This window comes from Amycolatopsis oliviviridis (assembly GCF_014654365.1).
GTDB lineage: Bacteria > Actinomycetota > Actinomycetes > Mycobacteriales > Pseudonocardiaceae > Amycolatopsis > Amycolatopsis oliviviridis.
Map to the genome: position 1 here is coordinate 282,883 of NZ_BNAY01000004.1, position 11,298 is coordinate 294,180.

Genomic DNA, 11,298 nt, shown 5'->3' on the forward strand with positions numbered 1-11,298 from the left:
ATGCGACTGAAAGCGATCCTGGGCGCGGTCCTGTTGTGCGGCACGCTTTCCGCGTGCGGACTCGAGGTCAACACCGCGCTGCCGTACAAGATCGAACCCGGGTCGATCAAGCCCATCGAATCCCTCAAGGGCGTCAAGGTGACGGTGGGGTCGAAGGACTTCACCGAGAACATCATCCTGGGCTACATGGCCGAAATGGCGCTTTCCGCGGCGGGCGCGGACGTCGTCGACCTGACCGACATCAAGGGCTCGAACTCGTCACGGCAGGCGCTGCTCGCCGGACAGACCGACGTCACCTGGGAGTACACCGGCACCGGCTGGATCAACTACCAGGGCAACGAACTCCCCGTCCCCGGCGGGGAACAAGCCCAGTACGAAGCCACGAAGGCGGCCGACGAGACGAAGTTCGGCGTCACCTGGCTGAACTACTCGCCGCTCAACGACCAGTATGCCTTCGCCGTCACCGAGGCCTACGGCGCGACGAACAACCTGAAGACGACGTCCGACCTGGCGGCGTTCCTCAAGCGGAAGCCCGACCAGAACGTGTTCTGCCTGGAGACCGAATTCACCAGCCGCCAGGACGGTTTCCCCGCCGCCGTGCGGGCGTACGGGTTCCAGAATCCGGTGATCAAGAACTTCGGCATCGGCACGATCTACTCGGCCGTGGCGAGCGGGACCTGCCCGATCGGCGAGATCTTCACGACCGACGGCCGGATCGCCGGACTCAACCTGCGCGTCCTCGAAGACGACAAGAAGGCGTTCCCGCAGTACAACGCCGTGCCCACGTTGCGCACGGACTTCCTCAAGCAGCACCCGGAACTGCGCGGACCGCTGGAAGCCGTCGGCGCGGCGCTGGACAACCAGCAGATGATCGAACTGTGCAAACAGGTCGACGTCGACGGCCGCGACCAGGGCGAGGTCGCCTACGAGTGGATGAAGAAGAAGGGGTTCATCAGCTAAATCTGTCGAGCGCTGACGGAAACTCGCCGAAGGGGCGTCGTTCCGCTTCCACCTCACGGTGGGTGCGGAGGGCGCCCCTTCATCGAGTTTCCGTGGGCCTTCGGCCCGAAAGAGGGCGCTCGACGGTGAAGTCTCCGTCGGGCGCGGGGCGCCCTTGGGGAGACCGTTCTCGGCCGAGTTAGCCGCTGTCCCGGTCCGCTCGGAGGTCGCGGCCGTGCAATGAAAGCGTCCTTCATGGCAAATTTTGCTATGAAAGGCCCCTTCATTGCACTTGAGGGGGCGGCCGCGCGAAGGCTCAGATCCCCAGCCGGTGCAGCAGCTTCCCCTCCAGCTGGTCCAGCTCCCCGGCCACGGCCCGGTGCGCCGCCTTCCGCCGCGCGGCCGGCATCCGCTCCGAAGCGCGGACGGTCGCCGAGAGCTGCTCCAGCGTCCCCTGAGTGTCCTTCGCGAAAGCCGCGTCGGCGTCAGTCGCCTTCGCGGACCTCTTCAGCTCCGCGAGCCCCTGCGTCAGTCCCGCGATCCGCGCGTGCAGCGCGGCACCGCGTCCGCTGAACTCGCCGAGCTGGTCGACGGCCACGCCGAGCTTCTTCGCCTGATAACGGTCGTATAGCTCCCGCGCGGCGCCCGCCGCTCGAACGGCGTACGGCGCGATCACCGGCAGTACGGCCGGACCGAGCACTTTGGCCACCGCGACGGCGTTTTTCGCCTTCTTCGGGGTGATCCTGCCTTCGCCCTCGACGGCTTTGGCCTTGCGCGCCATGGCACCTCCCACGCTGTGTCACTGACGAACTTACTGGTCCCCGAAGTGGCGGGCATGTCGGCTTGCCGGTCGCCTTCTAGAGTGTTGTCTGTGAGTAACGAGGTGCTACTGGACGCGGGAGCGGTGAGCCGCTGCCGGCGTCGCGTGCACCTGGAACACGATCCGGCGATGCGCGAGGTCCCGCTCGCCCCGCCCGACCCCGCCGCGCAGCAGCGGATCGCCGACGCGTCAGCGCATCGCGACGCGATCGTCCAGCGGCTCATGGACGCGACAGGCCCCGACGCGGGCTGGGTCAAGATCGCCCGCGACCTCCCCGCCGCCGAGCGTGTGCAGCTCACGGAAGAGGCCTTCGCCGCCGGAGCGCGCTACATCTGGGGCGGGCTGCTGCCGGTGGATCGCGCCGGTCACCGGCGCGGCGGCTCCGAACTCCTGGTCCACACCGGTGCCGGCTACGTGCCGGTGCTGGTCGTGCGCCACCGCATCACCGATCGCGGCGCGGGCGCGCCGACCACGGTGATGACCGATCTCGATCCGGCCAACCGGTTGCCGGACGCGGCACGGAAGGTCCGTTCGCAGCCGCGGGACCAGATGCGGCTCGCGCACCTCTATCGGATGCTCGAAGCGCTCGGGAAGCACGAAGGGCACCGCGCGATCGGCGGCGTCATCGGACTCGACGCGGACGTCGTCGTCTGGCACGACCTGTCCGCGGGGACCTGGCCAGGCGGGAAGAGCGCGCTGACGGAGTACCAGAGCCGCTTCGCCGACAGGCTCGCCATCGCGAGCGCGGCCGCCGAAGGCGAAGAAGCACTCGCCGAACCGTCCCGTGTCCTCGAATGCCGTCGCTGTCCCTGGTGGCCGACGTGCGAGGTCGTGCTCACCGAAACCCGCGACGTCAGCCTGGTCGTCCGCGGCGAGGACGCGATGGAGCTCCGCCGTGCCGGGGTGTCCACAGTGGACAAACTGGCCGCGCTCGACCCCGCCGACGAACCGCCGCCGATGAACTGGACCGGCGGCACCTTCGCCGATTCGATCATCCTCGCGCGCGCCTGGCTCGCCGATCTCACGATGGTGCGCAAGGTCGACCGCGTCGAGGTCTCGCGCGGCGACGTCGAGGTCGACGTCGACATGGAGAGCTTCGGTGATTCCGGCGCGTACCTGTGGGGTTCGCTGCTGACCGGCGCGGACATCGGGATGGAGCAGGGCTATCGGGCCTTCGCGACGTGGGAGCCGCTGCCGACTGCGGACGAGGCCCGGTCGTTCGCGGAGTTCTGGGCCTGGTTCAACGAGGTCCGCGAGCGCACGCTCGCCGCGGGCCTGACCTTCCGCGCCTACTGCTACAATGCGCTCGCCGAGAACCGCTGGCTCTTCGGTTCGGCCGACCGGTTCGGCGAATACCCCGGCGTTCCCACGAAGGCCGAGATCGCGTCCTTTGTGGACTCCGACGAATGGATCGATCTCTTCCGCAGTGTCACCGACCAGTTCCTGTGCTCGCACGGCAAGGGGCTCAAGGTGATCGCCCCGGTCGCCGGGTTCGCCTGGCGCGATCCGGAAGCGGGCGGCGAGGCGTCGATGAGCTGGTACCGCGACGCGGTCGGGATGGACGGCGGGATCCCGGACGACGCCCAGCGGGAGCGCCTGCTGCGCTACAACGAGGACGACGTCCTGGCGACGCATGCGCTGCGGAACTGGATGACCGACCACGCGCAGACGTCCGTGCCGTACATGAACGACCTCTGATCTCCCGGTCGCCAAGAGACTTGCGCTCTCTCGCGCCGTTGCGGATACTCGTTGACGAATAATCGTGCACGAGGAGGCGTGGTGAAGCGGCGGAAAGTCGGGAACCTGCTGGCGCTGGCGATCCTGTCCACGCTGAACGAGCGCCCGATGCATCCGTACGAAATGGCCTCGATCCTGAAGAGCCGCGGCAAGGACCGCGACATGGGGATCAAATGGGGCTCGTTCTACACGGTCGTCGGCAACCTGCGGAAACACGGCTTCATCGAGGCCGCCGAGAGCGGTCGTGACGGCGCGCGCCCCGAGCGCACGGTGTACCGGATCACCGGTGAGGGCCGTGACGAAATGCTCGACTGGCTGCGTGAACTGCTCGGTGAGGTGGCGGCCGAAGAACCGAAATTCGTCGCCGGGCTGTCGGTGCTGGGCTGGCTGGGGCCGGACGAGGTGATCGCCCTGTTCCGTACCCGGCTGGCGGCGCTCGACGAAGACATCGTCTCGACCCGCGCCGAACTGGCACGGCTTCTCGAAGAGATTCCGCGGCTGGTGCTGCTCGAAGTCGAGTACCACCTGGCGATCCGCGCGGCGGAGGCCGAATGGGTCCGCTCGGTCCTCGACGAACTGACTTCCGGCTCGATGCCCGGTCTCGCCGAATGGCGGACCTTGGTGGCCGAAAGGAGTGACACCCGCAGTTGAAAGAGCCCCGGCGAGGTGTTGCAGCACCTCACCGGGGCGACGATCCCGCAACCGGAACCCGGCCACGAGACGGCACCTTGAGGATAACCGGGCTCCGGGCAGACACACCTGGAGAGACCATGTCGAACATCAAGGACAGAAAACGGTTCAAGATCCTGCCGGAGATGGGCGGTGCGCTGGCGCGGAACTACGCCCGGCAGCGCGGCACCGAACCGCAGCTCGAACTCTGGCGGAAGCAGGCCCGCGAACTCACCGCGGACCTGCCGGAAGACGCGAAGATCCTCGAGATCGCCTTCGGCCCCGGCTACTTCGCCGTCGAACTGGCGCGGCTCGGGTTCTCCGTCACCGGCCTCGACGTCGCGCCGACGTTCGTCGAGATCGCGAGCGAGTACGCGCGGACCCAAGGCGTCGAGGCTTCGTTCCGGGAGGGCGATGTCGCGGCGATGCCGTTCGACGACGAGTCCTTCGACTTCGTCGTCTGCCAGGCCGCGTTCAAGAACTTCGTGTGGCCGGTGAAAGCGCTCGACGAGATGTACCGCGTGCTGCGTCCGGGCGGTACGGCCGTGGTGCAGGACCTGAACCGCGACGCGACCGACGGCGACATCGTGCGTGAGGTCGAGAGCATGAAGATCGGCAAACTGGCGGGACTCGGCGTGCGGCAGGCGCTCGTCGGACTCCGGCGGCGCGCCTACACGCCGGTCGACTTCGGCGGGCTGGTCGCCGAAACGGCGTTCCGGACCTGTGAGGTCACCACCTCGGGCATCGGCCTGGACGTCCACCTCACCCGCCCCTGAACTGACATGAAAGGCCCCTTCATTGCAAAATTTGCAATGAAGGGGCCTTTCATGTCGCGCGGGGGAGGCTCAGCGAGGGGCCATGCGCAGCGACCCGTCCATCCGGACGACCTCGCCGTTCAGGTAGTCGTGGTCGATCAGCGACAGCGCGAGCTGCGCGTACTCGTCCGGCCGAGCGAGCCGCTTCGGGAACGGGACGCCCTCCGCCAGCGAAGCGCGGAACTCGTCACTCACCGTCGCCAGCATCGGGGTGTCGACGATGCCCGGCGCGATGGTCAGCACCCGGATCCCGTGCGACGCGAGGTCGCGCGCGGCGGGCAGGGTCATCCCGACGATGCCGCCCTTGGACGACGAGTACGCCACCTGCCCGATCTGGCCGTCGAAGGCCGCGATCGACGCGGTGTTGATGATGACGCCGCGCGCGTTGTCGGCCAGCGGTTCCGTCTTCGCGATGGCCTCGGAGGCCAGCGTCAGCACGTTGAAGGAGCCGATCAGGTTGATCTGGACGACCTTCGCGTACAGGGCGAGGTCGTGCGGGCCCTTCTTCGAAAGGATCCGGGCGGACGGCCCGATCCCGGCGCAGTTCACCACGGTCCGCAGCGGCACCCCGGACTCGGCGGCGGTCGCGACGGCGGCCCGCACCTGCTCCGGGTCGGTCACGTCGGCCTCGACGTAGGTGACGCCTTCGACCTGCTCGGCGTTGGCGATGGCACCGGCGAGGTCCAGCGCGAAGACCCGCGCGCCCTTCGCCGCGAGCGCCTTCGAGGTGGCGCCGCCGAGCCCGGACGCGCCGCCCGTGACGAGCGCCGCGGTATCGGTGATCTGCATGTTCTCCCTTTCGTCGACAACCGCGTCTAGGTTAACGCTCGTTCGCATCGGGGTTGCGCGTGTGTTGTCTCACGTCGGTGGGCGGCATGTCGTGAGGAGTATTCGGGCCTGAAGCATTCCGTTCGCTCGGAGGTCAACTCCGGCTGTCACCTTCAGCAGCATGAGCGCTGCTCGGATCGTGGTGGTGGGGACCGGTTACGTCGGATTGACCACGGGGGCCTGCCTGGCCGGCCTGGGGCATCGAGTCACTTGCGTCGATGTCGACCAGGCGAAGGTCGCAAGGCTCTCCGCCGGACGCGTGGACATCCTGGAGCCGGGATTGTCCGAGCTGGTGTCGAGGGGGCTGACCAGCGGGAGACTCAATTTCGTGGTCGGCGCCCGCGACGCCGTCCGGGACGCGGAGGCCGTTTTCCTGTGCGTGCCGACGCCGATGGGCGCGGGCGGCTCGGCGGACCTGCGAGCCGTCGAAGCCGTGACCACCGAGATCGGTGACGTCATTCCCGCGGGGTGCGCGCTGATCACCAAATCGACCGTCCCGGTGGGCACGTCGAAGCGCATCCAGGCGATGCTCGGCCGCACGGACGTGCCGGTCGTGTCGAACCCGGAGTTCCTGCGCGAGGGCACCGCGGTGGAGGACTTCCTCGGCCCCGACCGGATCGTCGTCGGTTCGGACGACGTCGCCGCCGCCCGCTGGGTCGGCGACCTCTACGCCGACCTCGCCGCCCCGGTCGTCGTCGCCGACGCGGCCAGCGCGGAACTGGTGAAGTACGCGGCGAACTGCTTCCTCGCGATGAAACTGTCCTATGTGAACTCGATCGCCGAACTGTGCGAACGCCTCGGCGCGGACATCGACCTCGTCACCGAAGGCATGGGCTACGACCGGCGCATCGGCCGCTCGTTCCTCAAGCCCGGCCCCGGCTGGGGCGGCTCGTGCCTGCCGAAGGACACCAGCGCGCTGGTGCGGGTCGCGGAGTCGGTGCAGTACGACTTCACGCTGCTCACCTCGGCGATCGAGGAGAACCTCGCGCAGCGGGACCGCATCGTCGCGAAGATCGCCGGCGCGGTCGGCGGCACCCTCGCCGGTTCGCGGATCGGTGTCCTCGGGCTGGCGTTCAAGGCCGGGACGAACGACCTGCGCGACTCGCCCGCCCTCGCGGTCGCTTCCGTACTGGGCGCGCTCGGCGCGGAACTGACCGCCTACGACCCCGCCGTCGGCGGCCAGATCGCCGGGATGACCGTGGTCGACGACCCGTACCAGGTCGCCAAGGCGGCCGACGCCGTCGTCGTGCTGACGGAATGGGACGAGTTCAAGCGGCTCGACTGGACCTACATGGCCGAGCAGATGGACGGCGACTCGGTCGTCGACACCCGCAATCTCCTTGAGCCGCAACGGATTCTGGACGCCGGCCTGTCTTGGCAGGGCGTCGGGCGGCCGCGGGCGGCGCTGCGGCGGAAGGTCGCCGTCTCCTGACCCACCTGCCTCCCGCGGGTGTCATGAAAGGGCCGTTCAGGACATTTTTCGTCCTGAACGGCCCTTTCATGACACCAGGGAGACGAGCTTCAACAGCCCGTCCACGACCTCCTCGGCCGTCGGAGCGTTCTCCGGGTCGAGCATGTGCTGCAGCATGATGCCCGAGTTCAGTGCCGTCGCCACCGCGCCGATCCGGCGCTCGTCGGCCTCGGTGAGCGTGTCCTCGTCGATCCCCAGGATGCCCGCCGCCATCCCGCGACGTCCCTCGCGCTGTGCCGCGGCGAGCTGTTTCCGCAGCTCAGGGTGATGCTCGGACTGGGTGAACGCCTCGATCGAGGCGATCCACAGCGGCCGGTTCCGCCCGTAGGAGTCGATCATGGCGCGCCAGGACGCGGCGTACTGCTCAGACGGTGAGGCGTCGGGGTCGACAGCCTTCCGCATCTCCACCTGGATCTCTTTGCCCCAGTCGTCCATCGCCTGGGAGAACGCCGTCAGCAGCAGGGCTTCGCGCGATCCGAAGTGGTAGCCGATCGCCGCGTGGCTGACCCCGGCCGCCGTCGCGATGTCCCGCACCGTCGTGCGTGACCAGCCTTTTTCCCTCAAGCACTGGATGGCGCCCGCCATCAGGTCCTCGCGATTACCCATGCCCGGGATCGTAGACCACGCGGTTTATCCAAATGGTTTAACCAAGCGGCTTGACCAAGCGTGCAAATCTGCCGTACGGTCGTTCCCATCACCACGAAACCTCTGGGAGCAGCCATGACGACCACCGTTCTGATCTCCGGCGCCGGCATCGCGGGTCCGGCCCTCGCCTTCTGGCTCCGCGAGCGCGGCTTCGCGCCGACCGTCGTCGAGCGCGCCCCGGCGCTGCGCGAAGGCGGCAGCGCGGTCGACTTCCGCGGCGAGCAGATGACCCTGCTGGAGCGCATGGGAATCCTCGAAGACATCCGCGCGAAGGAAACCGCGATGGGCGCGCAGGTCATCGTCGACACACGCGGCAAGAAGGTCGCTCAGATGCCGTCGGTCTTCTTCAGCGGCGAAGTCGAGATCGCGCGCGGAGACCTCACGCGCATCCTCTACGACCACACGAAGAACGACGTCGAGTACGTCTTCGGCGACTGGATCACCGGGCTGGACGAGGTTTCGGACGGCGTCGACGTCAGCTTCGCCCACGGCGAGCCGCGCAGATTCGACCTGGTCGTCGGCGCGGACGGGCTGCACTCGGGCGTCCGGCGGCTGACGTTCGGCGACGAAGAGCAGTTCCGGACCGACCTCGGCTTCCACACGGCGGGCTTCACCGTGCCCAACCACCTCGGGCTCGATCACCTCGGCATGATCTGCAGCGTCCCCGGCCGGACCGTGATGGCCGCCAGCGGTCGCGACGGCTCGGCTCTCAACGTCAGCTTCCTCTTCACGTCCGGCACGGTGGACGTGCACCGGCGCGATGTCGAAGGACAGAAACGCCTGGTCGCCGAGCGCTTCGCCGACTTCGGCTGGGAAGTCCCGGCGCTGCTGGAAGGCCTCGGCGACGTCGACGCGCTGTACTTCGACTCGCTCAGCCAGATCCACCTCGACAAGTGGTCACGCGGCCGGGTCGTGCTGCTCGGTGACGCGGCCTGGTGCGCGGGCCCGGGCGGTTCGGGCACCGGGCTCGCGATGATGGGCGCGTACATCCTGGCCGGGGAGCTCGCCGCCGCGCACGGCGATCACGAGGTCGCTTTCGCGCGGTACGAGGAGAAACTGCGCGGACCGGTGAAGGTCTCTCAGAAGCAGGCGGCCGGCATCGGCACGTTCCTCATCCCGACGTCACGGCTCGTGCTGGGCTACCGGAACTTCATGTACCGGGTGCTGGGTTCGAAGCCGATGACCAGGGTGTTCACCTGGATCACCTCGCGCGCGGCGAACGCGGCGACGCTCGAAAACTATGACGCGCCTGTCGCCACTCGGCGCTAGTTTCGGTGGGTGAGGGCTGGGAAGGAGTACGGAAGGCACAATCCTCGGTATCGCGGACGCGTTCATCACTTTCGGAACGATCACTTTCGTCGACGAGCCGGGATTGCTGGCCGTTCTGGGGGAGCTTCTTCCCTGCCACCGGTTGTACTCCCGTGCCGAACTCGAAGCGCCGATCGACCCCACGGCGCAGCGCTGGAAGAACCACTACGACGTCCAGTACTGGCGGCCCGACTGTCTCGGCGAGGTTCTCTTCAGCTGCTGGGACTGAAAAAGTAGTTAGCAAGGCGTAGTATCTGGCTGGTGTTCACGACCAGGCCGGAACTGGCCGGCACCCACGGCATGGTGGCATCGACGCACTGGCTGGCCTCGGCCACCGGCATGGCGGTGCTGGAAGACGGCGGCAACGCCTTCGACGCGGCGGTGGCGGCCGGGTTCGTCCTGCAGATCGCCGAGCCGCATCTGTGCGGCCCGGCGGGGCAGGTCCCCGGCATCTTCGTCACCGCCAAGGATCGAACTCCGCGAGTCCTCGCGGGTCAGGGAGTCTCGCCCGCGGCGGCGACGCCGGAGTACTTCGCGGACCTCGGGCTCGACCTGATCCCCGGCAGCGGCCTGCTCTCCGCGACCGTCCCGGGCGCGTGGGACGGCTGGCTGCTGCTCCTGCGGGATCATGGCACGAAGTCGTTGCGCGATGTGCTCGGTTACGCGATTTCCTACGCGCGCAAAGGGATTCCGCTGGTCAGCCGGGTCGGCGACACGATCCGCGCGGTCCAGGACCTCTTCACCGAGCATTGGCCGACGTCGGCGGCGCTCTGGCTGCCGGACGGCAAGCCCGCGGAGGGACTGCACCGCAACCCGGCGCTCGCGGACACGTGGGAGCGGCTGGTCGCCGAGGCCGAGTCGGTCAGCGGCCGCGAGGCGCAGATCGACGCCGGACGTCGCGCGTGGTCGCAGGGTTTCGTCGCCGAGGCGATCGAAGCGTTCAGCCGCAAGGCTTTCCGCGACGACTCCGGGCGCGATCACGCCGGTCTCCTCATCGGCGAGGACATCGCGGGCTGGGAAGCGACGTACGAGGACGCGTTGCAGGTCGACTTCGGTGACTGGGGCCTGGTGAAGATGGGTGCCTGGACGCAGGGGCCCACGCTGCTCCAGCAGGCGCGGTTGCTGGACGGCCTTCGCGACGAGCTGTCCTATGTGGACGGAATCCCGACGGAGCGCACCGTGCACTTGGCCGTCGAGGCGGCGAAGCTGGCGTTCGCGGACCGTGAAGCTTGGTACGGGGATTCGCCCGACGTGCCGATCGAGTTGCTGATTTCCCGCGAGTACGCTGAAACTCGCCGGGCCCTGATCACCGACGAAGCGTCCGCCGAGCTCCGGCCCGGCGGTCCTTCTCCGCGGCTGCCCGCGATCTTGGAGAGGCTGCGCGGACTCGAAGCCGGCTCCGGTGCGACGGGGGAGCCGACGGTCGGGCCGCTGGGCGAGACCCGGGGCGACACCGTGCACATCGACGTCGTCGACGCGGCCGGGAACATGATCTCGGTGACGCCGTCGGGTGGCTGGCTGCAGTCGAGTCCGACGATCCCGGAACTCGGTTTCTGTCTCGACTCGCGTGGGCAGATGTTCTGGCTGGAACAGGGATTGCCGAACTCTCTGGCGCCGGGGAAGCGGCCGCGGATCACGCTTTCGCCGTCGATGGGCCTACGCGACGGCGAGCCGGTGCTGGCGTTCGGGACGCCCGGCGGTGACCAGCAGGACCAGTGGCAGCTGTGTTTCTGGCTGGCGCACACGCTCGGCGGGCTGAACCTGCAGGAGTCGATCGACTCGCCCGCGTGGCATACGACCGCGTTCCCGAGTTCGTTCTATCCGCGCTCGTGGACGCCGCGGGAACTGGTGGTCGAATCGCGGCTCGGTCAGTCCACAATGGACGCTCTCGCCGCGCGCGGACATGACGTCGTCGACGCCGGACCTTGGGCGCTCGGGCGGCTTTCGGCCGTTTCGCGTTCCGGCGGTGTGCTCCGCGCTGCCGCGAACGCTCGGGGAATGCAGGGCTACGCCGTCGGCCGCTGACGCTCTCGTGCCCGACTGTCCGTGAAGGCCTCCTTCCCTAC

The 11,298-nt window shown here is 68.3% G+C and carries 11 protein-coding genes; 8 read left to right on the forward strand and 3 right to left on the reverse strand.

Going from position 1 to position 11,298, the window contains the following annotated elements:
- Nucleotides 1–960, forward strand: a complete 960-nt coding sequence (locus tag IE302_RS19115; protein ID WP_191255867.1) for a glycine betaine ABC transporter substrate-binding protein — start codon at nucleotides 1–3, stop codon at nucleotides 958–960.
- A gap of 295 nt (nucleotides 961–1,255) precedes the next feature.
- Here the strand turns inward: IE302_RS19115 and IE302_RS19120 are convergent, their stop codons facing one another.
- The gene (locus IE302_RS19120) at nucleotides 1,256–1,720 is read right to left on the reverse strand and encodes a DUF6474 family protein (protein ID WP_005161672.1); all 465 of its coding nucleotides are present in this window, start codon (nucleotides 1,718–1,720) and stop codon (nucleotides 1,256–1,258) included.
- 54 nt (nucleotides 1,721–1,774) lie between these two features.
- Here IE302_RS19120 and IE302_RS19125 point away from each other — a divergent pair, with 54 nt between their 5' ends.
- The 3 genes from IE302_RS19125 (at nucleotide 1,775) to IE302_RS19135 (ending at nucleotide 4,941) form a co-directional block, all read left to right on the forward strand.
- Complete coding sequence (locus tag IE302_RS19125; RefSeq protein ID WP_191256292.1) at nucleotides 1,775–3,457, forward strand: TM0106 family RecB-like putative nuclease; 1,683 nt, start codon at nucleotides 1,775–1,777, stop codon at nucleotides 3,455–3,457.
- Nucleotides 3,458–3,538: 81 nt separating this feature from the next.
- Nucleotides 3,539–4,147 carry a PadR family transcriptional regulator gene (locus IE302_RS19130; RefSeq protein WP_191255868.1) on the forward strand — a complete coding sequence of 203 codons (609 nt, stop codon included), beginning with the start codon at nucleotides 3,539–3,541 and terminating at the stop codon, nucleotides 4,145–4,147.
- 119 nt (nucleotides 4,148–4,266) lie between these two features.
- Nucleotides 4,267–4,941 carry a class I SAM-dependent methyltransferase gene (locus IE302_RS19135; protein WP_191255869.1) on the forward strand — a complete coding sequence of 225 codons (675 nt, stop codon included), beginning with the start codon at nucleotides 4,267–4,269 and terminating at the stop codon, nucleotides 4,939–4,941.
- Between the two features lie 69 nt (nucleotides 4,942–5,010).
- On the opposite strand, the gene IE302_RS19140 is transcribed toward IE302_RS19135, so the two are convergent.
- Nucleotides 5,011–5,769, reverse strand: a complete 759-nt coding sequence (locus tag IE302_RS19140; RefSeq protein WP_191255870.1) for an SDR family NAD(P)-dependent oxidoreductase — start codon at nucleotides 5,767–5,769, stop codon at nucleotides 5,011–5,013.
- Nucleotides 5,770–5,929: 160 nt separating this feature from the next.
- Here IE302_RS19140 and IE302_RS19145 point away from each other — a divergent pair, with 160 nt between their 5' ends.
- Entirely contained in the window at nucleotides 5,930–7,240 is a 1,311-nt protein-coding gene (locus tag IE302_RS19145) for a UDP-glucose dehydrogenase family protein (RefSeq protein WP_191255871.1), read from the forward strand.
- Nucleotides 7,241–7,306: 66 nt separating this feature from the next.
- On the opposite strand, the gene IE302_RS19150 is transcribed toward IE302_RS19145, so the two are convergent.
- Nucleotides 7,307–7,885 (reverse strand): TetR/AcrR family transcriptional regulator, encoded by a 579-nt coding sequence (locus tag IE302_RS19150; protein WP_191255872.1) that lies wholly within the window; start codon nucleotides 7,883–7,885, stop codon nucleotides 7,307–7,309.
- 114 nt (nucleotides 7,886–7,999) lie between these two features.
- Between IE302_RS19150 and IE302_RS19155 the strand changes: the two genes are divergently transcribed.
- The 3 genes from IE302_RS19155 (at nucleotide 8,000) to IE302_RS19165 (ending at nucleotide 11,257) form a co-directional block, all read left to right on the forward strand.
- Complete coding sequence (locus IE302_RS19155) at nucleotides 8,000–9,193, forward strand: FAD-dependent monooxygenase (protein WP_191255873.1); 1,194 nt, start codon at nucleotides 8,000–8,002, stop codon at nucleotides 9,191–9,193.
- A 103-nt stretch (nucleotides 9,194–9,296) separates the two neighbouring features.
- Nucleotides 9,297–9,461 carry a hypothetical protein gene (locus IE302_RS19160; RefSeq protein WP_229907846.1) on the forward strand — a complete coding sequence of 55 codons (165 nt, stop codon included), beginning with the start codon at nucleotides 9,297–9,299 and terminating at the stop codon, nucleotides 9,459–9,461.
- Between the two features lie 32 nt (nucleotides 9,462–9,493).
- Nucleotides 9,494–11,257: a gamma-glutamyltransferase family protein gene (locus IE302_RS19165; RefSeq protein WP_191255874.1), complete on the forward strand. Its 1,764-nt coding sequence runs from the start codon at nucleotides 9,494–9,496 to the stop codon at nucleotides 11,255–11,257.
- Nucleotides 11,258–11,298 lie beyond the last annotated feature (41 nt).